We start from the raw sequence: 26957 nt of genomic DNA, 5'->3' as shown, positions 1-26957 counted from the left end.
GCTCACCCGTTCGTAACGAGGTAGTCGACAAGCGGCGCCGGGGTTACGACGTGGTCGGGTGCGATGACGCCAACAGGGACGATGTGCTCCGCGGTCACGATGACGGTGTCGGCGGCCATCGCCATGATGGGGTTGAAGTTACGCGCGGTCAGCGCGTAGGTGAGGTTGCCGAGGTAATCCGCCAGAAAGGCGTGGACCAGGGCGAATTTCGCCCGCAGGGCGGTTTCGAGCAGAAATGTCGTTCCTGCGACCTCGATCTGACGTTTGCCCTCGGCAACCAGGGTACCGACGCCGGTCGGCGTGAGCACGCCTCCGAGGCCGCAGCCACCGGCGCGAATGCGCTCGACAAACGTACCCTGTGGTACCAGATCGATGGCCACCTGCTTGGCCAGCATCTGCTGCTGCGCCTTCGGATTGAGACCTATATGGGTTGCGGTCAGGCGTGATACGAGCGTCGCATCGAACAGCTTGCCGACGCCTTTCCCTGGTACAGCAGCGTCGTTACTGATCACTTCAAGGTCGGTTTTGTTCTGCCTGACGACCTCGTCGAGCAGGCGTTCCGGTGTTCCGACACCCATGAATCCGCCGACCATGATGCTCGCACCGACTGGGATCATCGCAATGGCTTCTTCAACGCAGATGGCCCTCATGATTTTGAAACTCCAGCCAGCAAGCGATCAACGAAGGGGCGGACGTGACGGTGATGTTGAGAAGGCCGATCTGCGCGCCGTTGATCTGTATCAAGGCTTTTCGCTATTCTGCGCGCAGCAATGTTACGTCGACTCTTTCGAGCGCTTGGGACGATAGCTGGCCGGTTTCCGCGTGACGCCTTTCGAAGGTTGCTCTCACGGCGTTACGAACGAGCTCCTGCCTCCTTCAGAAAAAGGATTTTCGTCTGGATCAGGAGAGGCAATTTCGGATCGCGATGATATTACCCATTCAATTCGGCTTGTCAGCCGGATACGAACTAGATGGGCAGCGCGTCGCTGAACGGTCCTATTCGTCAGGAGAGGGCGATGGCGCTTCAATTCCTGGTTGGCTGTATCGTTAGCGTGATCATCATCATGATCCATGCGCTGGTGACCGTCGGGGCGGTCGGCATTGCCCGCTCCGCGGCGCTGCGACACTCAGTGTGGCCAAGATCGCACTTGATGGCCGTGATGGTCGTGACCGCGGTGGCCCTGATGGTGGCACACACACACTGGAAGTGCTGGTTTGGGCGACGGTCTACGCAATCGTCGGCGCGGCGCCAGCCAGCAGCGATCTGATCTATTTCGCTTTCGTGAACTACACCACGCTAGGTTACGGCGATATCATGCCTGTGCAGGGATGGCGGCTGACGGGACCGATCACCGCGATGAACGGCATCCTGATGTTCGGCTGGTCAACGGCCGTCCTGTTCGAGGTGCTGCGCAAGACCGTGGATCACCTCGGGTTGGCGGGCGCTCCCTGAATCAGTGCTGGAGATCGAGGCTCGCCAGCTGTCCGCGATCCAGGAGCACGATCTGGCGTTGATTGGTGCTGACGAACCCGATGATGCCAAGTTCATGCAACCGCGATAGCGCGCGGGAGACGGTCTCCAGCGTCAGGCCCAAATAGTCGGCAATGTCGCGCCGCGACATCGGCAACGGCATCACGCCGGCTGCCGTGATCCGGTGGTCCATCTCGATCAGGAAGGCGGCGACCCTCTCCAGCGAAGTCTTGCGGCCGAGCAGCAGCATGTGGTTTTCGGCGTGCTGAAGGTTGTTCGTGGTCATGCTGAGCAGGTTTCGCGAGACCACTGCGTCGCTCTCGGCCACCAACTCGAGGCTGCGCCGCTTGATCAGGCGAACCGTGGTGTCAATGATGGCCTCCGCCGTAAACCGATGCTCGCTTCCGTTCTCAAGTCCGAAGATGTCGCCGGCCAGGTGAAAAGCACCGATTTGGCGCCGGCCGTCCGAAAGCAGCTTGTAAGTTCGCACAGCTCCAAGCTTGACCTGATAGACGTATTCCGCTGGCTCCTTCTCTCCAAATATCTCGGTTCCCTTTTTGTAGTTAAATTCGCTTAAACTAACGATTGGATTTGAGCCACTCTCCATGCCGAGTGCGCCGAGGGTGCTGGGACGGGATGCCGTGTCGGCCGTGGTCCGGACAAACATGGGTTCACTCCTCAACTGGCGGCTTTTCGCAGTACCCGACATGGGTGAAACAATTTGTCGCGGGGGGAATGCGTCGCTGCCCTTGCTTCGACCGAAGCTCATCTTGGATGAAAGCAGGACATCAAACTATTGTCCCAAGGTTCATTGTCCCAAAGGACAACCAGCAGTATCGTGTGAGGATTGAGAGCGCATGATTCCGACACCGAAACAAATGCCCGGTATTGGACATTGGACATTCATTGCGAAGTTGCTTTGAGCCCGAAGCGCGGGGTTCGGTTGACGGCTAGGAGGGGACAATGCCTGGCCTTGTTCACGTCGTGGACGACGACGCATCGTTCCGGACAGCGATTGAACGCCGGCTGAGGCACGCCGGCTATGACGTCGAGACCTTTTCGTCGGCACAGCAACTACTTGACCGCCTGCCGGGCGTCGAAAGGCCGGCATGCATCCTGCTCGACCTCCAGATGCCGGGGCTGAGCGGCCTTGAGCTGCAAAGCCGGCTCACCGATCTCGGTTCGATCCTGCCGATCGTTTTCGTCACCGGGCATTCCGATGTTCCGGCGACCGTACAGGCCATCAAGGCGGGGGCAGAGGACTTGCTGACCAAGCCGGCATCGTCAGAGCACCTGATCGCGGTCATCGAGCGGGCCATGACGCGATATGAGACCGCGCACAGCCACAGGAGCGAGCTCAATTCATTTCTCGCGCTTGTTGCAACGCTGACGCCGCGCGAGCGCCAGGTTTTTGATTTGATCGTGCGTGGCAAGATCAACAAGCAGATTGCCAATGAGTTGGGAACCACCGAGCGCACCGTGAAGGCGCACCGTCATGAGGTGATGGAGAAAATGCAGGCGGAGTCGCTTCCGGAATTGGTATCGAGAGCGGCGCGACTGGGTATGCTGGACTCCAATGCCAACAACGGCAAATAGGGACATTTCAGTTCGCTGTTGAAGTTCCTGCTCCGGTCACCCTGTCCAAGAGGACAATATGAAGGGTTGCTGACAGGGTGCTAATGATACGCGACTAGTGGCTTGTGCGTTGGCCAACAAGGGCTCCCGGACAAGTTGGCGTGCAGCAGGATGTTTTCTGAGGTTGCTTAGAACCTGGAAGGCAAAGAACCTTGTCGATCCGCAATTCAATTTTTGTCGTTGATGATGATCTGTCAATGCGCAAAGGCATGGAACGGTTGCTGAGCGAACACGGCTATGACGCAATCCTATTCGAGTCCGGAGCCGATCTGCTCAGTTGTGCTGATTATGATGCGGCCTTTTGTATTGTCCTGGATATCGACTTAAATGGCGAGTCCGGCATCGAGTTGCGGAGGCACCTGGCCGACAAGGGATGCGTATTGCCGGTCATCTACGTAACCGGTAACGACAGTGAGACGAACCGCGCGGCGGCAATCGGATCGGGCTGTATCGCTTACCTTACCAAGCCGTTTGCCGCGACTTCGCTCATCGAAACCATCCAGAAAGCGTACGCTGTCGCTTAGGCGATCATCTGCTCATTCGTCAATGTCCTGGTCGAAGATTTGCGCGGGTGCACCTTTGTGAACAGCGGCGAATTGACCAAGTGGCAGCGACGTCGTGAGTGACAACAGGTTTGAATCGACGAACTCCAGCCGCAGTGTTTGCCCTGAATTCATTTCCTGGATCATCTTCGAGTCTGCCGCGGCGCCTGCAATACACGCGTTGGTGAGGCACCAGGTATAAGGCACATTAAAGGGCTTGCCCTGGTCGATCGCGAGAGTAGCAGGCTTCGGCAGATACATGCCGACAGGGCAGAACACCTGCACCCGTGCCGTGGCGTCGCCTTCACGTTCGACGACATCGACACGGACCGCCATTTGACCAGTCGGGAACGTGCCTGCGATCGAGGTCCGGCAGATCATTTTTGCGCCGCCAGGCTTGAAGCAAAGCTTCTTCCAATCGCTGTAGGTGAGGTCTTTCACCTCTCGCTGTCCACGAGGTGCGATTTCGCTCGCCGCAGGTGCGGCGGCCGAATTTTGTTGCGACATAGTGGACTGGGCGAACGCAGCGCTCCCGACGGCCGTCAGCAAGAGCGCTCCGGACAGGAACCTCTTGGGATTGCCCTGCGGTTCGGTACGATGTGAACGCGTCATGGCTGCTCCTCCAGGTGGTACCCGTTCTCTACCTCTGTTGATCCAGAAATTTCGACACGATCGGCGACCAGATTGGGATAGCGTCGCCGGACCCGACAAAAAAATGTCCATCACTGCCAAACGGCGGTAGCAAATGGTAATCGGCCTTGCCGCCTGCAGCGCTAAAGGCGGTGTGCATGCGTTTCGACAGGGCCGGACCGAAGTAGGTGTCGTTTTCGATATAGATCCACAGCATCGGCACACGTGAAGTGCGGCCGAAATCGCCCGTTGCTTCGACCAGTTTGTCGGGCGCGCAATTGTTGTTTGGCTTTCCGTCGACACGGCCGCCTCGGCCGGCGGCAAAGATGATGATCGCTTTAATCTGTGGCGGGTTCAGGCTTGAAAGCGCGATCGAGGCCCACCCGCCGGCGGATTGCCCGACGACAATGACGTCCTTCGGCAGGATGCGTTTCTCGGCGGCCATGTAGTCGATGATCCAGAGGTCGACCTGGGCAACCGCAAGGCCGGGCGCATGGAAGTTGGGATTGCTGCACTTTCCGACCTTCGAGAAGAATGGCCCGTAAAGACCATGCTCGGGAATGTCGATAGCCGCAGCGCCATACCCGCTGCCGACGGGGGCCACCACGAGATAGCCGCGTTGAGCGAACCAATTGGCGGCGTCGCGAAATTCCACAAGCGGGAAAAAGCCGCGGCTTGCAGGAGTCATCGAAACGCCATGGTTCATGATGGCGAGCGGGAACGGTCCGTCACCAACCGGTCGCACCACGTAGGCGAACATCGGGAGCGGCAGGGGCAGCGCCCATATCTCTTCCTGGATTGGGCGGGATGCAGCCTGATCTTCCGCACGCGCCGGCGTGATCGAGGCACCAAAGAGCAGCAGGAGCGCGGCGATCAGGCTACGCAAGCTTTGCGGGTGCATGTCGCGCCTCCCCTGATTGTCGTTACCGAAGCAGCAGAACGATTTGCGAAGCAGTGCAGATGAAGCACCTGGCACTGGCCATGGTCGCATCCCCGCGCGGTTCAATCGCGCATCGATTTGATTGCCCTGAACGCGTAGAAAGCTTGATCCAGATCAATCCGTGTCGGGTTTGGGGCGTCGCTTATGGACCCTCACAGGACCCGCGACGGCTTGCGTCTTGACATGAGTTCTCTGGATATTGCGGCCAGTCCGCCGATACGCCGCGACGAAACGATGCAGGTCGCGCTGCCGCTCGCGTTCGCCGGCGGCTATCTCGACGCCTACACCTGGATCATCCACGGCGTGATGGCCAATGCGCAGACGGCAAACCTTGTTCTGCTCTGGGTCTACGGCACGAACGGCGAATGGGCGCGAGCCCTTCACTTTGTTCCTCCGATGCTCGCGTTGGCGGTGGGTATCGTGATGGCTGGATGTCTGCGAATAACGGCAGGAGAGCGGGCCAGTGCGATCAGCACGCTCATCGAGATTGTGCTCGTCGCGGTCGGCGTCCTGCACAATCGCCTTCCGGATTTGGCGGGCACGCTGGGCATTTCGTTTGTTGCCGCCATGCAAACCGCAACCTTCACCAGGGTCGAAGGCGTGACCTACAGCTCGGTCATGATCACCGGCAATCTACGCCAGGCGATCGAGGGGCTGTTCGCTGTGGTCTCCGGACAATTTGGCTCGCTTCGCCGCCCCGGTATCATCGCCGCACTGTGCGTCGCTTTTGGCATCGGGGCCGCCGTCGGCGCTTCCGCAACGAAGGGCATCCCGGGCCTCGCCCTTGGTCTGCCCGTGGTGGCACTATTGATCGTCCTGTTCCGCTGCGAGACCCGCCCCAACGAGGAACGTCGATGACACCAGGGTCATTTCAGCGAGCGGGCTGGAGACGGATTTTCCCGCCGTTGATCTGGCTTGCCGAGTATCAGCCAGCCTGGTTGCGACATGATGCGATCGGCGGCGTGACGCTGGCTGCTTATGCAATCCCGGTATCATTGGCCTATGCAGGTCTTGCCGGGTTACCGCCGCAGGTCGGCATTTACGGCTATATGCTTGGCGGCTTGGGCTATGCTCTCCTCGGTTCGTCGCGTCAGCTCGCGGTCGGACCGACCTCCGCGATCTCGCTCATGATTGCCGGCACCGTCGGGTCCCTGGCCGGAGGCGACGCGATACGATTCGCGCAAATCGCCAGTCTCTCGGCCTGCGCTGTGGCGCTGCTTTGCCTGATCGCCTGGCTATTCAAGCTCAGCATCCTTGTCCGCCTCGTCAGCGACAGCATCCTCGTCGGCTTCAAGGCGGGGGCGGGACTCACAATCATCATGAGCCAGTTGCCGAGCCTGTTCGGCGTGGCCGGCGGCGGCCACAACTTCTTCGACCGTGCCATCCGGCTTGCCGGCCAAGTCGGCGACGGCAATCTGCTCCTGTTGGCAATTGGGCTCACTGCGATCCTGCTTCTGCTCCTTGGCGAACGATATCTCCCGGGCAGGCCGGTCGGGCTGACCGTGGTGGCATTGTCAATTCTCCTGGCGACCTTGTTCGGTCTTCCATCACTGGGCATAGCTGTTACCGGCAATATCCCGGCAGGACTCCCGGCGTTCAAGGTGCCGACGTTCGGGATGCTCGAATTCGACGAGTTATTTCCGATCGCCGCGGGCTGTCTGCTGCTGGCCTACATTGAAGGTGTTTCGGCGGCGCGTAGTTTTGCCAGCAAGCATGGATACAGCCTCGACGTGCGGCAGGAATTCCTGGGGCTGGGAGCCGCCAACCTTGCTGTCGCGTTTGGCCATGGCTATCCCGTCGCCGGCGGCTTGTCGCAATCGGCCGTCAACGATACCGCAGGAGCGCGCACGCCGCTGGCCTTGGTGGTGTGCTCGCTTGCCCTTGCGCTTTGTCTGCTGTTCTTTACGGGCTTGCTGACCAACCTTCCCAAGGCTGTACTGGCGGCCATCGTCTTCGCTGCCGTCTACAAACTGGTCGACGTCCGTGCGCTACTTCGCATGTGGAAAGTCAGTCGGATTGACTTTTATGCCGCGGCGATTGCGCTGGTGTCCGTGCTGCTACTCGGAATCCTGCAAGGCGTCCTGCTTGCTGCCCTTGCATCCATCTTCCTGCTGCTTGGCCGCGCGTCGCAGCCCAACATAGCGTTTCTCGGTCGGCTTCCCGGAACCGGCCGATATTCCGACACCGCCCGGCACGAGGGCGTGGAGCCGCTGGTCGGTGTTATCGCATTCCGGCCTGAAGCGTCGCTGCTCTATATCAATGCCGAGACAATACTGGACACGGTTCTGAACGCGCTTCGAAAATCGAGTGACGTAAGGCTGGTTGCCTGCGATCTTTCGGCGTCCCCCTATATCGATCTGGCCGGGGCGCGAATGTTGCTTGATCTGCACGATGAGTTGGCATTGCGCCGTGTGTCGTTCATCGTTGTAGGCGCGCATGCACAGTTGCGCGCCCTACTACGTGCGGAAGGGTTGGCGGACAAGACGGACAGCGACGCATGGCTCCGGACGCTCGACAGCGTGCTGGAAGACGGCAAGATCGAGCAGCGATCCGGTTTCGCGGCGGAACGGTCGGGTAGTCCGCGACTCTAGCAGGTTGGCGCCGATCCAGGTCGAGTGTGCGCCGGCGGTACGCCGCAGAGAAATCCTCAGCCCGATTGCGTTGCGAATGCCCATCCGGCGCTGCTTGGCGCATTTTCTTGGGAGAGCCCCGACCTTGACTTGGATCAAGGGAGTGCATGGGCGGGGAGGCATTGATCCGACGAGCCGTCACCCCTCGCAAGGATCGGGAGAGAGACATGTCGAAGGACACCAAGCCCGCACAGAAGCGCATCGATCAGTTCCTTTCCGGGCCCGGCGGACGGGCCGACGACTGGCGTGATCTGGTTGAAGGCGCCAAGGTGTGGGCTCGGGGCGGGAATCGCGCGAATTTCGATGCCGCGCTGGCGGTTCTGTCGGTGACGGAAGAGTTTCACGGCTATCCGGGCCTGCAGCTGATGGCGGCGTTACGGGAAGCCGGTTCGGCCGGAGACGCTGCGGCTTCGCTTGCCCTGACGACACGGATTGCGCACGCTTTGACGACGAGGTCCTTCCGTCAGCACGCCGGCGACTGGAACCTGAAAGATGACGGCAATGGGGAAGCTCCCGACCTGGTGCCGACGACGTTCGCGCAGCAAACCGGGCGCCGTCCCTATTTCGAAACCCTGATCGTCACTGGCCTCTCGACCAGCGACTGGCCGGCACTCGCGACCGAGTGGCGAGCCGCCTGGCTCGTTTCGAGGAGAGAACGTTGAACGCGCAGCTTCATCGATGGGCAAGCATCATCTGCCCTTCTATTGAAGCCGCCACTGATTGGGATTCAAGGGGAAGCCGATGGCTGCACTTCGAAAGCTCCTGCTTGCCATGGCGATCACGGCGGACGCCGGCTTATTGTCGCTGCAGGAGGTGAAGGCGTTCGAGCTCACCGGCGCATGGGCTACCAGTGCAGAGCAATGCAAGAAAGTGTTTGCCCGGAAAGGTCGCGCGAACCAGGTCACCTTTACGAATTTTTCCGGCGTCTACGGCGGCGGCTTCATCGTCGAAGCCAATCGCCTGAGGGGGAAGTTCGAGAACTGCTCAATCAAGTCGAAGAAGGAAACCGGTCAAAACGTCAATATGGTCGTCGCTTGCGCCTCGGGTATCATGCTTTCAAACGTCCAGTTTTTCCTGAAGATACTTGATGACAACACCATCTCCCGGGAGTTTCCGGGGATGGACGAAATGGAAGTAAAATATCACCGCTGTCAGATCTAGGGTGTAACATCCCGATCACGACGCGTTGCTGAAGGCAGCGTTTGCACTCGGGTGAGACCGTCCGCTGCAGTATGATTCGCGCTCGAATTGTGCTCGAATGCACCGCTCGGACGACCGGGGTAATAGCATGAGCGGACGCATCCAGATCGGAGCGATCTGGCCAGTCCTGGCCGTTCGTCTCTGCGTCTGTCTCATGATTCTGGCTGCGATGTTGCCTGGATCGGCTAGCAGTGCGCCGCAGGGGGAACCCAAACGCGTCCTGATGTTGCATTCTTTCGGGCACGACTTTCGGCCTTGGAGCGCATATGCCCTAAGCATCAAAGTGGCGCTCGAGCAGCAATCGCCATGGCCGCTGGACGTTCAGGAGCATAGTTTGCTGACGGCACGGTTTAACAACCCGGGACCGGAAGCACCGTTTGTCGACTATCTGCGGTCGCTGTACGCTGGCCGTCAGCCGGATATCGTGCTGAGCATTGGGGCGCCCGCGGCTCGATTTGTCCAGAAATATCGCGGTCAGCTTTTCCCTGATGCACCCATGGTGCTGACGGCAATCGAGCAGCGACTGGTTGACCGCTCGCTTCTGACCGACAATGACACGGTCATCTCGGTCTACAACGACTTCTCAGCCTTTTTCGGCAGCATTCTTCAGGTTCTGCCGGACACAAAGACGATTGCCGTCGTCATCGGTGCCTCGCCTCTTGAGAAGTTCTGGCTCGGTGAAGCAAAGCGGGAAGCCAAGCCCTTCGAGAACCGGGTCGCATTCGTCTGGTACGCGGACCTCCCGTTTGAGGAAATTCTGAAGCAGGCAAGGGTGCTACCGCCGCACACGGTCCTGTTCTGGGGCTTGATGTCGGTCGATGCTGCGGGTGTGGCCCATGAAGGCGATCTCGCTTTGCGTAACCTCCATGCGGTCGCGAACGCTCCGATCTTCTCCTTCCAGGAAGCGTTTTTCGATGGAGATACCGTGGGTGGTCCGATGCATTCGATCGCTGAATCCAGCCGGCAGACCGCCAGCGCAACGATCCGCATTCTCGGGGGCGAGAAGCCGGGCAGTATCAAGGTGCAGCCGATCGGTTTTGCGTCTCCGAAGTACGACTGGCGGCAGATGCAGCGCTGGGACATCAGCCGAAGCAATCTGCCCCCAGGGAGCGCGATCCTGTTTCGTGAGCCCAGCATCTCGGAAAAATTTGGTTGGCAATTGGCGTTGATTGGCGGCGTCATTCTGGTCCAGGGCGTATTGATCGGCGGATTGCTCCATGAACGGCAGCGCCGCCGTCTTGCTGAAGTCGAATCGCGCCAGCGCATGGCGGAGCTTGCGCACGTCAACCGCTATGCGGCTGCCGGAGAACTGACGACATCTATTGCGCATGAACTGAACCAACCGCTCGGTTCCATTCTTACCAACGCCGAAACGGCAGAATCGATACTCAAGGGGGCTTCGCCGAATCTGGAAGAGCTCAAGGAAATTCTTGCTGACATCCGACGTGATGACCTGCGCGCCAGCGAGGTGATACGCCGGCTTCGCGGCGTGCTGAGGAAAACACCGTTCGAAATGATAGAACTCGATGTGAACGAGACGGTGCGGGAAGTTATCGGATTTGTGTCGGCCCTGGCCCATGGACGCGAAATCCAACTGAGCTATACCCCAGCCTTGGTTGATCTGCGCATCAAGGGCGATCCCGTTCAGCTGCAGCAGGTGATTCTGAATCTGATCATCAACGCGATGGACGCCATATCCGAAGCCGAACCAAGAAAGCGCGAAATCAGCGTAACCACGAATCTCTCCGGCGCCTCCGCGGAAATCCGGGTTGGGGACACCGGCCCCGGTATCGAAGCGGAGAATCTCAAGAAGGTCTTCGATCCGTTCTTCACGACAAAACCGCAGGGCATGGGCATGGGGCTTGCCATTGTTCGCACCATTGTCGAAGCGCACCACGGCAAGATCTCGGCGGAGAACCAGCCGTCAGGTGGCGCGCTATTCACGATCAGACTGCCGATCGCCCGCGGCCGATCAATTTCGGCCTGATCCAGGCCGGCCGCGCCCCTCATCTAGATTCCTTGATCTTTATCAAAGAACGACCCGGCCCCGGACCGATGCTTGCAGCGATGGACCCCGAAGGAGGGTGTGATGTTCCGCTGCGGTAAGACCCTGATCGCGTTCGCGCTGATGGTGGCGATGCCAGTCGTCGTCTCGGCGCAGACATCCGATAACCCGCCTGCCGCCAGCACTCCAGCCCAGCCGGCCAGCCAGCCTCAGCCGAGCGCCGAGCTACTGAAGCCTGCCCAACTCGAAGCAATAGTGGCGCCGATCGCGCTCTATCCAGACGAACTGCTGGCGAATGTGCTGGCGGCGTCGACCTACCCGCTGGAAGTGGTGCAGGCCGATCGCTGGCTCAAGGAGCGCAAGGCGCTGAAGGGCGATGCCCTGAAAAAGGAAGTCGACAAGCAATCCTGGGATGACAGCGTCAAGGCGCTTGCCAGCACGCCGGACGTGATTTCGATGATGAGCGACAAGGTGGACTGGACCAAGAGTCTTGGCGATGCCGTGCTCGCGCAGCAACCGGATGTGATGGACGCGATCCAGCATCTTCGTTCCAAGGCCTACGACAACAAGAAGCTGGTCACCACAAAGCAACAGAAGGTCAGCGTTCAGACACAAGAGAACAAGCAGGCCATCGTCATCGAGTCGGCTGATCCAAATACGATGTATGTGCCGTACTACGAACCGGCGGCGGTTTACGGGGCCTGGCCTTACGCGGAATATCCGCCGTACTATTTTGGCTATCCGTCCTATATCGGCGCGGGCGTCATCGCGACGGGTCTTGCCTTCGGCGCGGCTTGGGCCATCGGCCGCTGGGGCAATTACTGGGGCGGCGGATTCAACTGGGGCAACCGCAATCTCTACGTCAACCACTTCAACAGGACCACCAACATCGGAAACAGCTGGCAGCACAATCCGGCGCATCGCCAGGGCGTGCGGTACAACAACGTCAACGTTCAGCAGCGCTTCGGCAACAACAATCTGAAGGCCGGTGCCGCGAACCGGATGGATTTCCGCGGTCGCGACGGTCAGCAGGTGATTCGACCGGGGCAGGACCGTCCGGGCGGCGGAGATCGCGCCGGCGACCGGGTCGGCGATCGTGCGGGTGATCGAACTGGCGACCGCGCGGTCTCGCGTGATCGGCCCGGCGGTGATCGCGCCAATCGCCCAAGCACGGCGGATCGCGCCAAGGGTGGCGGCGATCGTGCCAAGGCCGCCAAAGGTGGCGGAGATCGTGCCAAGGCTGCGAACCGTGGCGGCGCCGGCGCTCGCGGCGGGGCAATGAATGTGTCGTCGGGCAGGGCGGCCGCCGCGCAATCGGCCCGCGGCCGGGCCAGCATGGCGAGCATGGGCCCGCGCGGTGGCGGTCCGAGCTTCGCCGGGGGCGGCGGAGGCGGCTTTGGCGGCAGAGCCGCCATGGGAGGAGGCGGCGGGTTCCGTGGCGGCGGTGGCGGTGGTGGCTTTCGTGGCGGCGGTGGTGGACGGCGCTCCGATATCGCTCTGAAACACGATGTCGTGCTGCTCGGTCATCTCGCCAATGGTCTCGGCTACTACCGCTTCAGCTATCTCGGCAGCACCAAGCCCTATGTCGGCGTCATCGCGCAGGAAGTGAAGAGCCTGATGCCGGAAGCGGTGACCCGCGGCCGGGACGGCTATCTGCGCGTCTACTATGAACAGCTGGGATTGAAGTTCGGTTCCTACACCGACTGGCTTGCCGGTGGCGCAAGGATTCCCACGCCACGGGAGATCTTGCCATGATCATCCGCAAATCGCTCTGTCGGATAGCTTTGACGGTCGTCGGCACAATCGCGGTAGCGGCGCTGCTGACTTCGGCATCTCAGGCGCAGCAGGCCTATCCCTCGCCGGAGAACGCTGCGGCCGCTTTGGTTGCAGCCGTCAAGACCGGCACCAAGAGCGCCATTCTGAAGGTCCTCGGCAATGCCGGGGCTGACATTGTCGAGTCCGGCGATGATGTTGCTGACGCCGAGATGCGGCAACGTTTCCTGTCGGCCTATGATGCCAGGAATTCCATTCGGACCGAGGGAAACAAGAAAGCCACGCTGATACTGGGCGCAGATGATTTTCCATTCCCGATTCCGTTGGTGAATGGCAGGACTGGCTGGGAGTTCGACACGGCTGCCGGACGTCGTGAAGTTCTATACCGTCGTATCGGACGCAATGAACTGGACGCGATCCAGACCAGCCTGGCTTTTGTGGATGCCCAGAACGAGTATGCCGAAAAGGATCGCACCGGCGAGGGAGCAGGCGTTTACGCGCAACGTGTCGTCAGTAGCCCTGGCAAGAAGGACGGGCTGTTCTGGCGCGACGACAGCGACCCAAGCCCGTTTGGCGAACTGATGGCGCAAGCCTCCGCCGAGGGATACAAGGCGGAGCAGGCGGAGCCCTATCACGGATACTATTTTCGGATCATGCGGGGGCAGGGGTCTGATGCGCCGGGCGGTGCGTTCAGTTACGTCGTCAAGGGCAAGATGATCGGCGGCTTCGCGCTGATCGCATATCCCGCCGAGTATGGAAATTCCGGAGTTATGACCTTCATAGTCAATCATGCCGGTACCGTCTATGAGAAGGATCTTGGAGATCGGACGTTGAGGATTGTCGGGCGCATCCACCTGTTCGATCCGGACCACACCTGGAAGAAGGTGGATGTGGCGGCCCCTTGAGCGGAGGAGGGATGGAGCAATGCCGTCTGCAATCCGGGTCGCCGCGATCGCGGTCTTCGCAATTATCGTTTCGACAACATCATCGTTCGCGCAAGCCTCCGGATACGTCCGGCTCAAGTTCACCAAGGCAGGTCTGATGCTCGGCGCCGGCGGCGGCAGCGGCGTCCTGACCTATCGCGGCCGCGACTATCCATTCAGAGTGTCCGGTCTCAGCCTCGGTGTCACGGCGGGAGGATCTGTCAATCGTCTCGAAGGTTGGGCGTCAGGCATCAAGCAGGTCAGCGATTTTGCCGGTACCTACAGCTCCGTAGGGGCTGGCGGCGCCTTCGTTGGTGGCGCCGGAGGCGTTCAACTCGGGAATGAGAAGGGCGTGGTCATCGCGCTGCGAGGTCCAAAGGCGGGAATGGAGTTCGCCGCCAACGTCAGCAAGATTGCGATCTCGCTGAAGTGAGACGGCTTTTCGAACGGCCTGGAGACCAGTCTCCTGGCACCTTCAAGGCTTCGCGGGTTGCCTTGATCTAGATCAAAGCTAATCGCCCCCGGCGCGCCATGCTGGGTGCCGGCAGCGGCCCCGATGCCGCCAATCCTAAAATCTCGAGTGGGATCACGCATGGCTTTGGCGAGCGATGACACGAGCGGACGTCCGCGCCGCAGGCGCATGGAAATCTTCGCGTTTCTATTTCTTACCGCCGTGCTGATGCCCGCGCTGACCGTCGCCGTTGTCGGCAGTTACGGACTCGCGGTTTGGATATCTCAGATCGTTACGGGCCCGCCGGGTCCGCCGGATCGATGACTCCCGGCTTTTCGGAGGTAGGTACATGGCCAAGTCTCACTCCGCTGTCGACCGCCGTGCGCTGATGACCGGCCGACTGATCAAGCCGGACCGCGTGATAGCGCCGCCCGGCGGCGAAATCGCCAGCATTCTGGTGCAGGCCCGGCCGGAGCACCTCGCCGACGTGGAGGCCGCCATCGTGACCATGGAGGGATGCGAGATCCATGGCCGTGATCCCATAGGCAAGCTCGTCGTCGTGGTCGATTCGCCGGATTCCGGTTCACTCGGGACCACGCTCAACAACATCGCGCGGCTGCCCGACGTTTACTCCGCCTCGCTCGTTTTCCACGCGCTCGACGCGAACTCCTGATTGCGGAAGGACCGTCATGACCGACTCCAGGCTGGACCGCCGTCAGGTTCTCAAGCTCGAGGCAGCAGCGATGGCCGCTCTCGCCGGCGGAATGCCTGCCGCCGCTGCCGCCGCCAACCTCGTCACCGAACGTGGCGTAAGCGACTTGAAGTGGGAAAAGGCAGCGTGCCGGTTTTGCGGCACCGGATGCAGCGTCATGGTGGCGACCAAGGATAACCGCGTGGTCGCAACCCACGGCGACATCAAATCGGAGGTCAATCGCGGGCTGAACTGCGTGAAGGGCTACTTCCTTTCAAAGATCATGTACGGCCATGACCGCCTGACCAGACCGATGCTGCGCAAGACCAACGGCAAATTCGACAAGAAGGGCGAGTTCGAGCCGGTGTCCTGGGATGAAGCCTTCGACATCATGGCCGAGAAGTACAAGGACGCCCTGAAAAAGCGCGGGCCGAGTGGTGTCGGCATGTTCGGCTCCGGGCAATGGACGATCTGGGAAGGCTACGCCGCGGCCAAGCTGTTCAAGGCTGGTTTGCGCAGCAACAACATCGACCCCAATGCAAGGCACTGCATGGCGTCGGCGGTGGCCGGCATGATGCGTACCTTTGGCATCGACGAGCCGATGGGCTGCTACGACGATATCGAGGCTGCGGACGCTTTCGTGCTGTGGGGCTCCAACATGGCCGAGATGCATCCGATCCTGTGGACGCGCATAGCAGACCGTCGGCTGAGCGCGCCACATGTTCGCGTTGCCGTGTTGTCGGCGTTCGAACACCGCTCGTTCGACCTCGCCGATATCGGCATGGTGTTCAAACCGCAGACTGACCTTTATCTGCTCAATGCCGTTGCCAACCACATCATCAAGGCCGGCCGGGTGAACAAGGACTTCGTTGCAAAGCATACGGTTTTCAAACGCGGCCAGACCGACATCGGCTACGGCCTTCGCCCCGAACATCCGTTGCAGAAAAAAGCGACTGGCGCCGCCAAGGCCAATGACGCGACCGACATGACCTTCGAGGAATACGCCAAGTTCGTCTCCGACTACACGCTGGAGAAAGCGGCCGAGATGTCGGGCGTGCCGGTCAACCGGATTGAGGCGCTGGCCGAACTCTATGCCGATCCGAAAATCAAGGTCACGAGCTTCTGGACCATGGGCTTCAATCAGCACACCCGCGGCGTTTGGTGCAATAACCTCGTCTACAATATCCATTTGCTGACGGGGAAAATCTCCGAGCCGGGCAACAGCCCGTTCTCGCTCACCGGCCAGCCCTCGGCGTGCGGCACCGCCCGTGAAGTCGGCACGTTCTCGCATCGCTTGCCGGCCGATATGGTCGTGAACAACAAGGCGCATCGCGACATCGCTGAACGGATCTGGAAGCTGCCGGAGGGCACCATTCCGGACAAGCCAGGCTATCACGCGGTGCTGCAGAGCCGGATGCTCAAGGACGGGCTGCTCAATGCCTATTGGGTTCAGGTCAACAACAATTTGCAGGCCGGACCTAACGTCAACGAGGAAACCTATCCCGGTTTCCGCAATCCCGAGAACTTCATCGTGGTCAGTGACGCCTATCCGTCGGTGACGGCGCTTGCCGCCGATCTGATCCTGCCGACCGCGATGTGGGTCGAAAAGGAAGGAGCCTACGGCAACGCCGAGCGGCGCACACAGTTCTGGCACCAGATGGTCACCGCGCCGGGTGAGTCGCGATCGGACCTCTGGCAGTTAATGGAGTTTTCGAAACGCTTCAAAATCGAGGAAGCTTGGCCTGAGGAACTCATTGCCAAGAAGCCCGAATACCGCGGCAAGACGCTGTTTGACGTGCTCTATGCCAACGGACAGATCGACAAGTTCCCGGTGTCCGATATCGAGGACGGTTATCTGAACGATGAATCGAAGGCGTTCGGCTTCTATGTCCAGAAGGGCATGTTCGAGGAATACGCCGGCTTTGGCCGAGGTCACGGGCACGACTTGGCGGCATTCGACACTTATCATCAGGTACGCGGCCTGCGCTGGCCGGTGGTCAACGGCCAGGAGACCAAATGGCGCTTCCGCGAAGGTACCGATTCCTATGTGAAGAACGGCAAGGGCGTGGAGTTCTATGGATTCCCGGACGGCAAGGCGCGCATCTTCGCACTGCCCTATGAACCGCCGCCGGAAGTGCCCGATAGCGAATACCCCTTCTGGCTCTCCACCGGCCGCGTGCTGGAGCACTGGCATTCGGGCACCATGACGCGCCGCGTCCCCGAACTCTACAAGGCGTTCCCGGAAGCCGTGTGCTTCATGCACCCGGACGACGCAGCCGAACTGAAGCTGCGGCGCGGCGACGAAGTGAAAGTGCAATCCCGCCGCGGCTACATCCGGACCCGCCTCGAAACGCGCGGCCGCGACAAGCCGCCGCGCGGGCTGGTGTTCGTGCCGTGGTTTGACGAAGCGCAGATGATCAACAAGGTGACGCTGGACGCGACGGATCCGATCTCGCTGCAGACCGATTTCAAGAAATGCGCGGTGCGTATCGAGCGGGTACAAAGCACATGATCGGGAAACACTGGCTTGTGGCACTGGCCGTTCTCTCCGCCAGCGCCTCGACTTCGCTGGTCGCTCAAACCGTCAGTTCCGGGCTGCGCGGCTCGACGCCACTCAATGAAGAGGGGCCGGCGGCGCCGATGACGCCGTTGCGCAACACCACCGAGAAGGAGGTGCGAAACTATCCCGAGCAGCCGCCGGTGATCCCCCATACCACTGACGGCTATCAGATCGATATGAACGGAAACAAGTGCCTTTCCTGTCACGCCCGCGCGCGGACCGGAGAGTCGCAGGCCCCGATGGTCAGCATCACCCACTTCATGGATCGGGACGGCCAGTTCCTTGCCTCGGTGTCGCCGCGGCGCTTCTTCTGCACTGAATGCCACGTTCCGCAGAATATGGTGAAGCCGCCAGTCGACAATGATTTCGTCGATATCGACACTCTGCTCAGCCGCGCCGCACCCGGGGGGCGGCGATGAGCGCTGCTGACCAAGGTGTGTCGCGACGATCCTGGCTCGCCCGGTTTTGGTCCTTTGTCGTCGAATTGTGGGACGTCCTGCGACGGCCAAGTTCGGTGTTTGGCCTTGGCGTGCTGGTGTTCGCCGGCTTCGTCGCCGGCGTGGTGTTTTGGGGCGGCTTCAACACCGCGCTGGAATTGACCAACACCGAGAAATTCTGCACCAGCTGCCATGAGATGCGCGACAACGTGTTTGCGGAACTGAAGACCACGATTCATTTCTCCAACCGCTCCGGCGTGCGCGCGACCTGCCCGGATTGCCACGTGCCGCACGACTGGACCGACAAGATCGCGCGCAAGATGCAGGCATCCAAAGAGGTCTGGGGTCATCTATTCGGCAGGATCAATACGCGAGAGAAATTCGTGGATCACCGGCTCGAACTGGCCCTGCACGAATGGGCGCGCCTCAAGGCCAATGATTCGCTGGAGTGCCGCAACTGCCACAGCGCCGAGTCCATGGACATCACCCGGCAATCGCCACGCGCGGCCACCGCGCATCAGCGCTTTCTGTTCACCAACGAGAAAACCTGCATCGACTGCCACAAGGGTATCGCCCATCATCTACCCGACATGCGCGGCGTTCCAGGCTGGCAATAGCCAAATCGCCCGGCTTATTGAATGAGTGAAACGGAGGCGGCACTATTTTGGTGGTCTGCCGCGCTTTGGCAACAGCGAACGATGGAGATCGGCGGCTTTCCGCAAAATGCCGGCTTTCTTCAATGCCTCTGTTCTATCAGGGCCGGGCGGCATGTTGCGGGCTTTTTCCAGTGCCGCCGTTGCCTCGGCATCCAGATTGCGCACATCGACTGGCTCTTTCACTCGGCGGGGCCTTATTGCTCAAAGGTTTCAATGTGGCGGGCTGAGATCGTTGTCGGTCCAGCCGGTGCTGCCAACGGATTCGAGCGGGTCCTCGACCGCTACTTTGTGGACATGGCCGCACTCGGGGCATTGAAAGGTCCGCAGTTCGGAGTGGTCAGGGCCGGGTCTGCTGCCAGCCAACACCATGCGGTCGCCATAGCACTTCGAGCAGAGGAGCGTTTGATTGCGAGAGGCGATGATGCCGAGCGCGTATGCCAAATCGGGCATGTGATGCACCGGGGGTGCTAGCGCATGAAAAGCACGGCGAATGTCAGTGCGATCGGCACTAACCCCAGCCCGATGACGCCAATCTGGAATGCGCGATCGTCTCTCATAAGACCTCTCAGAATAGGCCCGGATCAGCGGGCCGCCCAGTGCAGTTTGTGCCACGGCCCAATTATTAGGACGTCAGGAGAGGCGGCCGACGCGGCCCTATCGCGTGAACACCCAAACCGCGAGCGGGATGGCCAATACGCTCGAAATCAGAAGTGCCAGAGCCACCATTTTAGTCCATTCCCAAACAGTCAATGCGCGAATTTCCAGTCGGCCCCACGCCGCAGCGCATCATCGACGTCAGGAGACGCTCTGACCACTCCTGCAGGGTCGGGTCAGCCCCGCACAAATCTGATCAGGGATTCTACGGTGAAGAAGTGCACGCATCGGATCAATCAAGGCGCCGCGCACCACGCCGCTTTGTTGATCGGGCTCCGGACTATGCAGTTTGTGCCACGTCGCTGCGGCTTCACAGTTCCCCGCGTTGATTGATCCAGATCAAGCCAGGGACCGACTGCATCCAAAGACTGACCTCATTGTTTCAAGCCGCCAATGGAGGTCGCCATGAAATCCATTCGTACGAAGCGGATGTTGCTGGTCGTCGCCGTCCTGGGTTTTGGAATGTTTGGCTCGATCGACTTGTCGTCAGGCGATGGCCCTGCGTTATCCATCCAAAGCGCCGAAGCCAGGGTAGGACGCCCGGCTACCCCCGCTAGCGTTGCCGGCGTTGCACGCCGAACAACGCGCCGGGCGGTCGTCGGCGGAGCCGCTGTAGGCGCCGCGGCCGCAGGCACCGCTTGCATCCGCGTTCTCGTCAATGGCAGATACGTGTGCCGCTGACGCAGCTCTGCCGGTCACTTCGCTGGCAAGAAGCGTGGATGGCGTCTACCGCGAAAGCACCCTCGTTCGAGCGCAGCTCGCGCGAGGTTTGCCTGACGACGTGCGCCGTCTGGGCAAAAACAAGTATGAATATTATGACGCTTTCGGAAGCGGCGGGATTTCATGCGAGCGCGCCGCCCGTCTTTATGCCGAGACAGCCCGGCTGACTACCAGGCGCAAATCCAACACGTTTGTCGTGATTGCTTCAATCTGCCTGGCTTCAATGCCAGCGACAATATTGATGTCGTTCTGAGCCGGGCTATCCATGAGCAGCGAGAGTGCTGATTGCCACGGCTGAAACCCTCAAGCTGTAGCACTCGAAATGCCGTGCTGCAGCCGTTCTGCCTTGCAGCGCCGGCAACGGTCTCGAACAGCTTTGTAGTGGATCGCAACTGCGGAAGCGGTCATGCCTGTTCTTGGAGAAGGAGCAGCGCATCGGCGTCGAGGTCAAGCCGACAGAACCAGCGGCAGGCGAGATCCAGGTGAGCCTTCAATGAAGGGTCTTGCGATACGTTTTGAGAACTCCCCGCTGGTCGTTGGCGTACTCTTCAGCAACATGCCGGGCTTCATCCGTGCGGGACGGCTTGTCCGCGCCGGGCTGCTCGTCGACCGGTTCGTCGCTGGGGGTCTTCTTCTTGCCGGTGCACCAGACAACGAAGCTCAATCGCTTCAAGTGCGGCGAACCGAACGAGTCGCGAACTGAGCCACCGTTACTCCCGATTGGGAGAAACGACGATTCTTGACGAATATGGGAATCGAGCATGCGATGCGTCCGTCGTTAAGCCGCGAGCGCAACACTCTCAGTCACCGGTAGGGGCCGATTGCGGGGCGGTGATGCCTGCACAATACACGAAATGTCGGATACCGGACATAGGAAGTTCGGTCGCAATTGCCGCGAAAAGTGGCCAGTTCCTGTTGAGAACTCTTCGCAGTTGTTGTTGCCGAGAATATGTGCTGCCGCTGCGACGGTCGGACCGTCGGCGCGATCGTCATCGCATTCCTTTCGTCTGTTGGGTCAGCCTTTTCAGCTTGCCCACCGGGTGATGCCGTCGCTTCGATGGCAGCCCGCAAGTCAATGCAATCCCCATAGTCTGCTGTCGGCTGAGGATCCGAGCGAAGCGCCTCCCGGGGATCAATACGCCCGTAGTGACCGCGCGCATCCGCAGGAAGAATCACCGCCGGTGCCGTTGATCTAGATCAAGCCTCCACCATGAGCGTGCAGCAGGTTTGCCGCGTTCGCATCAATCGCCATGCGAGGCGAAATGCATCTAGTAGGGAGGAAGCGCCATGTTTCGGTTTGCTCTCGCTGCAATCGCTGCAATCGTTCTTGTGGCCACCAGCCTCATTCCGGATGACGCGTTCGCGCGCCGAGGAGGAGGAGGTGGTGCTGGTTTCCGTGGTGGTGGAGGAGGTTTCCACGGAGGTGGCGGTGCTCACTTCCGAGGCGGCGCCGTTCACGCTGGACGTATTCACGCCGGAGGCGCGTATCGCGGAGGCGTTCGGCCGGCGCATCCGATAGCTGGTCGCCCGATAGCTGGCTACCCCGGACGGTATCCAGGCCGGGTTTATCGCGGTGCGGCTTATGGCGCCGCAGCCGTCGGGGCCGCAGCCCTCGGGGCCTACGGTTACTACGGTGGCTACAACAGCTGCTATTACGACACCTACGCAACTGGGTCTGCCCCGGGCAGTATCAGTATCCATACTGATCCTGCGCAGGAACAAGGCGAACGGCGGTCCGAACGCTCTTGACCGCCGCCGCTTTGCAGTTCCCGGTTTCGCTGACCGCGAGTTCGTCAGCGAACGGTGTTGCGCAATGCGCAGCATTTCATGGACGAAGCTAGCTCCACCCGACGAGGTCGGTCAGCTCAGTCATGCCACCGGCGATCAGAACGGCAACGCCACCCCACGCCCGTCGTATCATTCGTGGAGCATTTCGATGTGGATCCTGATGTACGTCTTCTCCTACTCGGTCAGTCCGGCCGCTACCAACGACAGGGCGGAATGGAGGCTGCTCCCAACCGTGGTGTTTCAGGAGTTCTCGAATGAAGAGCGGTGCAGGGCGGCCAAGTCGACACTCGAGGGCAGCTTGAAGGAAGCCGGAGCCAAGCTGAAAAGTGGTTTGGAAGACCTGAAGAGCATCGGCAAGGGCGACCCGGCGCAGATCATCATTGCCTTCAATGTGGAATGCCTTCCTAAATAAAGTCGGCGAGCACGACCGCGTCATCGTGGGAGAGGGCGCTGCTTCGCTGCGCCGGCCCCATCCTCCTCAAGGGAGAAGAAAACAAGCAGCGCGACCGATTTCACCAGCCGTCGGCGGCGTAGCCGCCATAGGGCGGGCAATAGCCGGCACCATAGCCGTAGCCGCCGCCATAGCCGTAATACGGGACGGCAGCGTAGCTATAATAGGAGGAAGGATAGCTGCCGTAGTATCCGCCGTAGCCGCCATAGTAGCCTCGGCTGGCAATCGCGCCGCCGACAAGGGCGCCGGCGGAGAGGCCGTAGCCGAGGCCGCGATAGCCCCAGCCGCGATAACCAAAGCCGCCGCGATAGCCCCATCCTCCGCCGCGCCAGCCGCCGCCCCAGCGCACTTCGGTCGTGTTTTGGTCGACCATCGATTTCATCGCCGCCAAGTTGGTCGGCATTGGCCCAGCCTGCGCGCCCGCAGCAAGCAGGGCGGCGGTGGCAGCGAGAACAGCGGTACGCAGTGAACTCAGCACGCTCATGATCGTCTCCTCCTGTGCGGCAGCGCCGGGCGCGGGCCGGTCACGGCCCATTCCTGGGGCGACGCGGCGCGGCGTGTTTGATCTAGATCAAACCGCGGGTTCGGCCACGAAGCAGCGCGCGCGGGGCCACCGCTCAGTCGGCACCCGTGCCGCCTCACCCCGATTGTGTTTTGCCGGACACCGTTACTTTTGGGATCTGGAGAAAGCAGTTTCAAGCACGTCGCCGATAGGTTGCCAGCTACGGCCGTCGAATTGAACCAGTCGCAGGTGCTTGATTGGCCGAAAGTCCCAACGTCCGGTTTTGATCTTGATTCCAGGCAGCAAAATCGAGCTCTGGTAGTTTTCGAGGGCCGCTGCCTGCTTCATGACGTTGTCGCGAGACAGGTCATTGCCGCATTGTTTGAGCACCTGGGCCAGTGTCTCGGCGGCCGCGTAGCCGAACACGGCAGCGTTGTCGTCTTTGCCTCCGGCCCGATTGTACTTTTCAATGAATGTCGGCCAATCCTTGGCGGCTTCATCGTCCTTCCAGGCCGGATCACTTGCATCCTTCAGGAAGGTCGCCGTAATCACGCCCAAGGCATTTTCCGGGCCGGCAGGCTTTAGCGCCGTCGCGATCGATGATGACATGTGGTTCAGGATGAACACGGGGTGCCAGTTCAGATCCGCCGCGCTTCGGATTACTTTCGTCAGGTTTGCAGGCGCGCCCGCAAACACAAGAATCTCGGCGCCCGATCGCTTCAGGACCGATACGTGCTTGCCCAGATTGTCGTCTGCGGCATCGTGCGCGATGTCGAGCCGGATCATCCGGGCGATGTCACCGAGACCGTCTTGCAGTCCCCTGAACAGTTCACGGCCGAAATGATCGTTCTGCCAAAGCGCAACGATCCGTTTTCCGGGGTAGAACGCCTGGATGTAGTTGGCGTAGATGCGCCCCTCTTCCCGAATCGAGGGCTGCCAGCTCATTGTCCAGGGGAACAGCGACGGATCGCTCAGATGATCGTCTCCGGAAGCGACAAAGAGTTGAGGAATTTGCCGTTCGTTCAGGTATGTGCGGACGGCAAAATTGCCCGGAGTTCCGAACGAACCGAACATCAGGAGGACGTCCTCTTTCTCGATGAGGCCGCGTGTGAGTTCCAGCGCGGTCGACGGGTCGGATTTGTCATCATGGGAGATGAAGCGCACCTTGCGGCCGTTGATCCCGCCACGCTCGTTGATCATCTCAAAATACGCCGCTTCGGCCTTTCCGATCGCTCCGAATGCTTCCAAACTCCCGCTATAGGGCATAACATTGCCGATGCGAATTTCGGTGTCGGTCACGCCCGGTTCGCGCACGCGCTCGGTGATCGCGCCCAGCGACGTAAGGGCCACGACGATCGCAACCAGCGTTCGAGCAAAGGTTTGCATCGGGTGAGTTCGGTGACCAAAGAGTTCAGTCTGATTTGAAACCATCGGGGACATTCGGCTTGATTTACTTGATTTAGATCAAGGTCCGTCGCCAGCGACGACTGGTTGTTGTAAGGGGCAAGCCTTCTATCGGGAAAAATGTTGGGTCCTGAGAACGCAAGTTTCGAAGGGAAATGAGGTCCGGCCTCATGAGTTCAAATGGATCTGCGGGCTTTCGTTCGATCCCGAGTGCCACCGGACGAATCGCGCGCCTGGCATGCGCGCGACTGCGTGAGCAAGATAAGGACGTAAAGGCCGTTCTGTCGAAGTCGGGGTTGAGACCTGAGGAGATTACCGATCCAACGGTTCGTCTCGAGGTACATTCCCAGATCAAGCTCCTGGAATTGGCCGCAGAAGAACTTCGGGATGACTTTCTCGGGTTTCATTTGGCACGCAGCTTCGACCTGCGCGAGATTGGTTTGGTTTACTATGTAATGGCATCCTCAGAACATCTTGCGGATGCCTTTCGCAACGCTGAACGCTATAGCAGAATCAATACTGACGGAGCGCGCCTGGGCTTCAAGCTGGATGGAACGGCGAACATCGCCATCGACTACGTAAACGTAGACCGAGCCTCCGATCGGCATCAGATCGAGTTTTGGCTGGTCGCGCTGATGCGCATATGCCGACAGCTTACCGGCAGTCGAATAGCCGCGCGTCGATTGAAGGTGAGACATGCCAGGGCCGGCTCACCGGCGGCGTTCAATGCCTTCTTTGGAACCGAAGTGGAATTTGACGCCGACACGGATGAGATAATGCTTCCGGCGCTGGCCGCTTCGATGCCGATTGTCGGGCGCGACCCTCATCTGAATAACTTGCTGCGGCGATATGCAGAAGAGGCGCTTGCTCACCGACCGGGATTACGCGGGAGCAATCATTCGCGCGTGGAGGGAATAATACCGCAACTGCTTCCGCACGGGCGAGTCGAACTTTCGGAAGTCGCCCGCCAGCTTGGCATGAGTTCGCGTACGTTATCGAGGAAGCTTCGAGACGAGGGCGTAACCTTCGCCGAAATACTGGACAGGCTGAGATCGGCTCTTGCCCAACGCTATCTCAGTGATCGCGAACTGCCCGTCACTCAAATTGCGTGGCTGTTGGGCTATCAGGAAGTCAGCTCCTTCACTCACGCATTCAAGCGATGGACAGGAACCACGCCAAGAGAATTCCGGCTGTCCAATTGCGTCCCGGCGAGAGGCGCATCGATAGCGTTGGAAGCCCGTGACAAGGCCGACGACGAGCGACAGGGCGACAACTAAGGTCGGGCGCTCCGACCATTAACTCAAAGCCACGGGCATCGTTGAAAAGGCATCTTCGCGAAATTTTCGGCGCGGAATCCCAAATTCTTGGCGCGCGAGAACAAGATTTGCGTGGCAGCGCTCCGGTATATGCGCACAGGCGCCGCACCAGGCTGGAATTGCCGGAAGCTTCATGTCACGCGACGATGCATTGTTCTGGCTTTCAATTGTTTGGTTCTTTGGCCTATGCAGTGCCGCTGCATGGGTGCTTCTTGCGTTTTGACCGCGAAATCGTCTCGTGGGCGACCAGCCGTTTTGGCGCGTTCCTGAGCGCTTGTTGTCCATCGGGGCACTGCACTGCCGAAAACAGTAGCCGCGCGATCAGGCCTTCCGGGTCGCCGAATCTTTCGAAGCCCAGATCAATGAGATGACCGGTATCGCGCAGCACCAGACAATTCCCCACCACGTCCTCGGATTCCTCGAACGGCAGCTCAAGGTCGGCGTCTGCTGGGTGAATCTCGCAGAGAAGCGAATGGCCTGGTCGGAAGGGATGTTCGACCTGTTCGGCTTCGAGCGTAGCGTACGGCCTTCGCGCGAGGCATTGCTTGACCGGATGCATCCCAGGGATCGGCAAGATCGGGAGAGGGTCAATGTCGCCCTGCAGAACCGGATCTCATTTGACGACACCTTTCGCATCATCCTCGGGGACCGCCGGGTTCGCTGGGTGCGCGCATATGGCGAGTTCCTCGTCGATGACCAGGGGCGCGCCAACGCGCTCCTCGTATTGATGGCGGATGCAACCGCGGACCAGAACAGAAACCATTTGCTATGCGCCGGAGCAAGATACCTGCAAGCAATTGCGAGGTTGTCGAAGGCCACTGTAACCATCGCGGCTCCCGACGGTAAAGTGACCAACGTGCTGTATCAGCAGCCCTTTGGCAGAAGTGTCAGCGTCCTGGGTACGCGTTGGATCGATTGGGTCGATCCCGATGACCGCGGAGGCATGCTGAAGATCTGGCGGGACGCGGTAAGCCGCGGAGAAGAATTCAGGACGGAAGTCAGGGTTCGCTTTCCCGATGGGGCGCTGAGTTGGCGCCAAATTCATGTAGCGCCGATCCGATCTGCCGAGGGGGCAATAGCGGAATGGCTTGCCCTCAGCTTCGACATCGACAACGACAGGACGGGCCAGGCTTTGCTGAACCCCGCCAGGCCTGCGACGGGAACACAATTGCGGGTGGCACGCACCATGCTGCGCCTGTCGGTGCAACGGCTTAGCGAGCTGACGGGAGTGTCGATAGCGGTCATACGCCGCCTGGAGGAGTTGGACGGCGTATCGAGAGACGGTTCGGCCGAAAGTGGGCGTCTCCGTGCTGAACTGGAGAACCGAGGAGCGGTCTTCATCTTTCCGAATAACCTGAAACCGACCGTCACGCTCCGATAGAACGGATTCTCCTCGCTTCGATTGGGCACGAGGCGCTTCTCAAACAGCAGAATTTGCGGATCGGAGCCGCAGCTTTGTACTTCGCGCACAATTTCTGTCCCGGTAAAGGTGCCTTGACCTGCGAGGACCGCCAATAGCGCGGCTGCGGTGCAGGACGCGCGCTGAAATCCAGCAAAACCGCTTAATGATTTGAAGAT

The 26957-nt window shown here is 60.2% G+C and carries 30 protein-coding genes and 1 pseudogene; 23 read left to right on the top strand and 8 right to left on the bottom strand.

The window, feature by feature from the left end; translation table 11 throughout:
• Positions 1–2: 2 nt before the first annotated feature.
• On the bottom strand, positions 3–650 hold the full coding sequence (locus tag JQ629_RS14430; protein ID WP_212413241.1) for a CoA transferase subunit A: 648 nt from the start codon (positions 648–650) through the stop codon (positions 3–5).
• Between the two features lie 366 nt (positions 651–1016).
• Here JQ629_RS14430 and JQ629_RS14425 point away from each other — a divergent pair.
• Positions 1017–1453 (top strand): annotated as a pseudogene (locus JQ629_RS14425) (potassium channel family protein).
• Position 1454: 1 nt separating this feature from the next.
• Here the strand turns inward: JQ629_RS14425 and JQ629_RS14420 are convergent.
• Positions 1455–2138: a helix-turn-helix domain-containing protein gene (locus JQ629_RS14420; RefSeq protein WP_212413281.1), complete on the bottom strand. Its 684-nt coding sequence runs from the start codon at positions 2136–2138 to the stop codon at positions 1455–1457.
• A 296-nt stretch (positions 2139–2434) separates the two neighbouring features.
• On the opposite strand from JQ629_RS14420, the gene JQ629_RS14415 reads away from it, so the two are divergent.
• On the top strand, positions 2435–3067 hold the full coding sequence (locus JQ629_RS14415) for a response regulator transcription factor (RefSeq protein ID WP_212413240.1): 633 nt from the start codon (positions 2435–2437) through the stop codon (positions 3065–3067).
• Positions 3068–3258: 191 nt separating this feature from the next.
• Positions 3259–3630: a response regulator transcription factor gene (locus JQ629_RS14410; protein WP_212413239.1), complete on the top strand. Its 372-nt coding sequence runs from the start codon at positions 3259–3261 to the stop codon at positions 3628–3630.
• A gap of 12 nt (positions 3631–3642) precedes the next feature.
• Here JQ629_RS14410 and JQ629_RS14405 read toward each other — a convergent pair whose 3' ends face one another.
• Both JQ629_RS14405 and JQ629_RS14400 read right to left on the bottom strand, forming a co-directional pair.
• Positions 3643–4260, bottom strand: coding sequence for an invasion associated locus B family protein (locus JQ629_RS14405; protein ID WP_212413238.1), 618 nt, complete (start codon positions 4258–4260; stop codon positions 3643–3645).
• A gap of 28 nt (positions 4261–4288) precedes the next feature.
• Positions 4289–5179: an alpha/beta hydrolase family protein gene (locus JQ629_RS14400; RefSeq protein WP_212413280.1), complete on the bottom strand. Its 891-nt coding sequence runs from the start codon at positions 5177–5179 to the stop codon at positions 4289–4291.
• Positions 5180–5401: 222 nt separating this feature from the next.
• On the opposite strand from JQ629_RS14400, the gene JQ629_RS14395 reads away from it, so the two are divergent.
• The 16 genes from JQ629_RS14395 to JQ629_RS14325 all read left to right on the top strand — a co-directional run bounded on the left by JQ629_RS14395 (position 5402) and on the right by JQ629_RS14325 (position 20171).
• Positions 5402–6076, top strand: a complete 675-nt coding sequence (locus JQ629_RS14395; protein ID WP_212413237.1) for a YoaK family protein — start codon at positions 5402–5404, stop codon at positions 6074–6076.
• Positions 6073–7809, top strand: coding sequence for a SulP family inorganic anion transporter (locus JQ629_RS14390; RefSeq protein WP_212413236.1), 1737 nt, complete (start codon positions 6073–6075; stop codon positions 7807–7809). Before JQ629_RS14395 ends, JQ629_RS14390 begins: the two co-directional genes overlap by 4 nt.
• A 206-nt stretch (positions 7810–8015) precedes the next feature.
• Complete coding sequence (locus JQ629_RS14385) at positions 8016–8510, top strand: hypothetical protein (protein ID WP_249135046.1); 495 nt, start codon at positions 8016–8018, stop codon at positions 8508–8510.
• A 79-nt stretch (positions 8511–8589) separates the two neighbouring features.
• Positions 8590–9009 carry a hypothetical protein gene (locus JQ629_RS14380; protein ID WP_212413235.1) on the top strand — a complete coding sequence of 140 codons (420 nt, stop codon included), beginning with the start codon at positions 8590–8592 and terminating at the stop codon, positions 9007–9009.
• Positions 9010–9136: 127 nt separating this feature from the next.
• On the top strand, positions 9137–11035 hold the full coding sequence (locus JQ629_RS14375) for a sensor histidine kinase (protein ID WP_212413234.1): 1899 nt from the start codon (positions 9137–9139) through the stop codon (positions 11033–11035).
• A gap of 102 nt (positions 11036–11137) precedes the next feature.
• Positions 11138–12808 carry a DUF3300 domain-containing protein gene (locus JQ629_RS14370; protein ID WP_212413233.1) on the top strand — a complete coding sequence of 557 codons (1671 nt, stop codon included), beginning with the start codon at positions 11138–11140 and terminating at the stop codon, positions 12806–12808.
• Complete coding sequence (locus JQ629_RS14365; protein WP_212413232.1) at positions 12805–13731, top strand: DUF2950 domain-containing protein; 927 nt, start codon at positions 12805–12807, stop codon at positions 13729–13731. Before JQ629_RS14370 ends, JQ629_RS14365 begins: the two co-directional genes overlap by 4 nt.
• 19 nt (positions 13732–13750) lie before the next feature.
• Complete coding sequence (locus JQ629_RS14360) at positions 13751–14182, top strand: hypothetical protein (protein WP_212413231.1); 432 nt, start codon at positions 13751–13753, stop codon at positions 14180–14182.
• A gap of 159 nt (positions 14183–14341) precedes the next feature.
• Complete coding sequence (napE, locus tag JQ629_RS14355; protein WP_212031475.1) at positions 14342–14524, top strand: periplasmic nitrate reductase, NapE protein; 183 nt, start codon at positions 14342–14344, stop codon at positions 14522–14524.
• 25 nt (positions 14525–14549) lie between these two features.
• Positions 14550–14873, top strand: coding sequence for a chaperone NapD (locus tag JQ629_RS14350; RefSeq protein ID WP_212413230.1), 324 nt, complete (start codon positions 14550–14552; stop codon positions 14871–14873).
• Positions 14874–14889: 16 nt separating this feature from the next.
• Positions 14890–17403 (top strand): nitrate reductase catalytic subunit NapA, encoded by a 2514-nt coding sequence (gene napA, locus JQ629_RS14345; protein ID WP_212413229.1) that lies wholly within the window; start codon positions 14890–14892, stop codon positions 17401–17403.
• Complete coding sequence (locus JQ629_RS14340; RefSeq protein WP_212413228.1) at positions 17400–17870, top strand: nitrate reductase cytochrome c-type subunit; 471 nt, start codon at positions 17400–17402, stop codon at positions 17868–17870. The genes napA and JQ629_RS14340 overlap by 4 nt, the downstream gene beginning before the upstream one ends.
• A complete protein-coding gene (locus JQ629_RS14335; RefSeq protein ID WP_212413227.1) occupies positions 17867–18505 on the top strand; it encodes a NapC/NirT family cytochrome c in 639 nt (212 codons plus the stop codon). Before JQ629_RS14340 ends, JQ629_RS14335 begins: the two co-directional genes overlap by 4 nt.
• Before the next feature lie 21 nt (positions 18506–18526).
• Positions 18527–19015 carry a hypothetical protein gene (locus tag JQ629_RS14330; protein WP_212413226.1) on the top strand — a complete coding sequence of 163 codons (489 nt, stop codon included), beginning with the start codon at positions 18527–18529 and terminating at the stop codon, positions 19013–19015.
• Between the two features lie 588 nt (positions 19016–19603).
• Positions 19604–19879 (top strand): hypothetical protein, encoded by a 276-nt coding sequence (locus JQ629_RS37080; protein ID WP_502752942.1) that lies wholly within the window; start codon positions 19604–19606, stop codon positions 19877–19879.
• Positions 19880–19913: 34 nt separating this feature from the next.
• Complete coding sequence (locus tag JQ629_RS14325; RefSeq protein ID WP_212413225.1) at positions 19914–20171, top strand: hypothetical protein; 258 nt, start codon at positions 19914–19916, stop codon at positions 20169–20171.
• 237 nt (positions 20172–20408) lie between these two features.
• On the opposite strand, the gene JQ629_RS14320 is transcribed toward JQ629_RS14325, so the two are convergent.
• Complete coding sequence (locus JQ629_RS14320) at positions 20409–20681, bottom strand: hypothetical protein (protein WP_212413224.1); 273 nt, start codon at positions 20679–20681, stop codon at positions 20409–20411.
• A gap of 447 nt (positions 20682–21128) precedes the next feature.
• Here JQ629_RS14320 and JQ629_RS37730 point away from each other — a divergent pair, with 447 nt between their 5' ends.
• Positions 21129–21437, top strand: coding sequence for a hypothetical protein (locus JQ629_RS37730; protein ID WP_212413223.1), 309 nt, complete (start codon positions 21129–21131; stop codon positions 21435–21437).
• 114 nt (positions 21438–21551) lie between these two features.
• Complete coding sequence (locus JQ629_RS14310) at positions 21552–22118, top strand: hypothetical protein (protein WP_349631266.1); 567 nt, start codon at positions 21552–21554, stop codon at positions 22116–22118.
• Between the two features lie 100 nt (positions 22119–22218).
• On the opposite strand, the gene JQ629_RS14305 is transcribed toward JQ629_RS14310, so the two are convergent.
• Positions 22219–22641 carry a hypothetical protein gene (locus tag JQ629_RS14305; protein ID WP_212413222.1) on the bottom strand — a complete coding sequence of 141 codons (423 nt, stop codon included), beginning with the start codon at positions 22639–22641 and terminating at the stop codon, positions 22219–22221.
• A gap of 183 nt (positions 22642–22824) precedes the next feature.
• Entirely contained in the window at positions 22825–24045 is a 1221-nt protein-coding gene (locus tag JQ629_RS14300) for an ABC transporter substrate-binding protein (RefSeq protein ID WP_212413221.1), read from the bottom strand.
• Positions 24046–24233: 188 nt separating this feature from the next.
• Between JQ629_RS14300 and JQ629_RS14295 the strand changes: the two genes are divergently transcribed.
• Positions 24234–25340 (top strand): AraC family transcriptional regulator, encoded by a 1107-nt coding sequence (locus JQ629_RS14295; protein WP_249135044.1) that lies wholly within the window; start codon positions 24234–24236, stop codon positions 25338–25340.
• A gap of 223 nt (positions 25341–25563) precedes the next feature.
• Here the strand turns inward: JQ629_RS14295 and JQ629_RS14290 are convergent, their stop codons facing one another.
• Positions 25564–25767, bottom strand: coding sequence for a hypothetical protein (locus JQ629_RS14290; protein WP_212413219.1), 204 nt, complete (start codon positions 25765–25767; stop codon positions 25564–25566).
• Here JQ629_RS14290 and JQ629_RS14285 point away from each other — a divergent pair.
• Positions 25747–26760, top strand: a complete 1014-nt coding sequence (locus JQ629_RS14285) for a PAS domain-containing protein (protein ID WP_212413218.1) — start codon at positions 25747–25749, stop codon at positions 26758–26760. The genes JQ629_RS14290 and JQ629_RS14285 overlap by 21 nt on opposite strands.
• Positions 26761–26957 lie beyond the last annotated feature (197 nt).

Origin of the sequence: Bradyrhizobium sp. AUGA SZCCT0222 (assembly GCF_018130205.1) — a bacterium.
Taxonomy (GTDB): domain Bacteria; phylum Pseudomonadota; class Alphaproteobacteria; order Rhizobiales; family Xanthobacteraceae; genus Bradyrhizobium.
This window is presented reverse-complemented; position numbering and strand designations above follow the sequence as displayed.

Bases quoted from the DNA above. Each gene is read 5' to 3' on its own strand.
- JQ629_RS14430 (WP_212413241.1), bottom strand. From the start codon at position 650: ATGAGGGCCATCTGCGTTGAAGAAGCCATTGCGATGATCCCAGTCGGT.
- JQ629_RS14420 (WP_212413281.1), bottom strand. From the start codon at position 2,138: ATGTTTGTCCGGACCACGGCCGACACGGCATCCCGTCCCAGCACCCTC.
- JQ629_RS14415 (WP_212413240.1), top strand. From the start codon at position 2,435: ATGCCTGGCCTTGTTCACGTCGTGGACGACGACGCATCGTTCCGGACA.
- JQ629_RS14405 (WP_212413238.1), bottom strand. From the start codon at position 4,260: ATGACGCGTTCACATCGTACCGAACCGCAGGGCAATCCCAAGAGGTTC.
- JQ629_RS14400 (WP_212413280.1), bottom strand. From the start codon at position 5,179: ATGCACCCGCAAAGCTTGCGTAGCCTGATCGCCGCGCTCCTGCTGCTC.
- JQ629_RS14395 (WP_212413237.1), top strand. From the start codon at position 5,402: ATGAGTTCTCTGGATATTGCGGCCAGTCCGCCGATACGCCGCGACGAA.
- JQ629_RS14390 (WP_212413236.1), top strand. From the start codon at position 6,073: ATGACACCAGGGTCATTTCAGCGAGCGGGCTGGAGACGGATTTTCCCG.
- JQ629_RS14385 (WP_249135046.1), top strand. From the start codon at position 8,016: ATGTCGAAGGACACCAAGCCCGCACAGAAGCGCATCGATCAGTTCCTT.
- JQ629_RS14380 (WP_212413235.1), top strand. From the start codon at position 8,590: ATGGCTGCACTTCGAAAGCTCCTGCTTGCCATGGCGATCACGGCGGAC.
- JQ629_RS14375 (WP_212413234.1), top strand. From the start codon at position 9,137: ATGAGCGGACGCATCCAGATCGGAGCGATCTGGCCAGTCCTGGCCGTT.
- JQ629_RS14370 (WP_212413233.1), top strand. From the start codon at position 11,138: ATGTTCCGCTGCGGTAAGACCCTGATCGCGTTCGCGCTGATGGTGGCG.
- JQ629_RS14365 (WP_212413232.1), top strand. From the start codon at position 12,805: ATGATCATCCGCAAATCGCTCTGTCGGATAGCTTTGACGGTCGTCGGC.
- JQ629_RS14360 (WP_212413231.1), top strand. From the start codon at position 13,751: ATGCCGTCTGCAATCCGGGTCGCCGCGATCGCGGTCTTCGCAATTATC.
- napE (WP_212031475.1), top strand. From the start codon at position 14,342: ATGGCTTTGGCGAGCGATGACACGAGCGGACGTCCGCGCCGCAGGCGC.
- JQ629_RS14350 (WP_212413230.1), top strand. From the start codon at position 14,550: ATGGCCAAGTCTCACTCCGCTGTCGACCGCCGTGCGCTGATGACCGGC.
- napA (WP_212413229.1), top strand. From the start codon at position 14,890: ATGACCGACTCCAGGCTGGACCGCCGTCAGGTTCTCAAGCTCGAGGCA.
- JQ629_RS14340 (WP_212413228.1), top strand. From the start codon at position 17,400: ATGATCGGGAAACACTGGCTTGTGGCACTGGCCGTTCTCTCCGCCAGC.
- JQ629_RS14335 (WP_212413227.1), top strand. From the start codon at position 17,867: ATGAGCGCTGCTGACCAAGGTGTGTCGCGACGATCCTGGCTCGCCCGG.
- JQ629_RS14330 (WP_212413226.1), top strand. From the start codon at position 18,527: ATGAGTGAAACGGAGGCGGCACTATTTTGGTGGTCTGCCGCGCTTTGG.
- JQ629_RS37080 (WP_502752942.1), top strand. From the start codon at position 19,604: ATGAAATCCATTCGTACGAAGCGGATGTTGCTGGTCGTCGCCGTCCTG.
- JQ629_RS14320 (WP_212413224.1), bottom strand. From the start codon at position 20,681: ATGCTCGATTCCCATATTCGTCAAGAATCGTCGTTTCTCCCAATCGGG.
- JQ629_RS37730 (WP_212413223.1), top strand. From the start codon at position 21,129: ATGAGCGTGCAGCAGGTTTGCCGCGTTCGCATCAATCGCCATGCGAGG.
- JQ629_RS14305 (WP_212413222.1), bottom strand. From the start codon at position 22,641: ATGAGCGTGCTGAGTTCACTGCGTACCGCTGTTCTCGCTGCCACCGCC.
- JQ629_RS14300 (WP_212413221.1), bottom strand. From the start codon at position 24,045: ATGCAAACCTTTGCTCGAACGCTGGTTGCGATCGTCGTGGCCCTTACG.
- JQ629_RS14295 (WP_249135044.1), top strand. From the start codon at position 24,234: ATGAGTTCAAATGGATCTGCGGGCTTTCGTTCGATCCCGAGTGCCACC.
- JQ629_RS14285 (WP_212413218.1), top strand. From the start codon at position 25,747: ATGACCGGTATCGCGCAGCACCAGACAATTCCCCACCACGTCCTCGGA.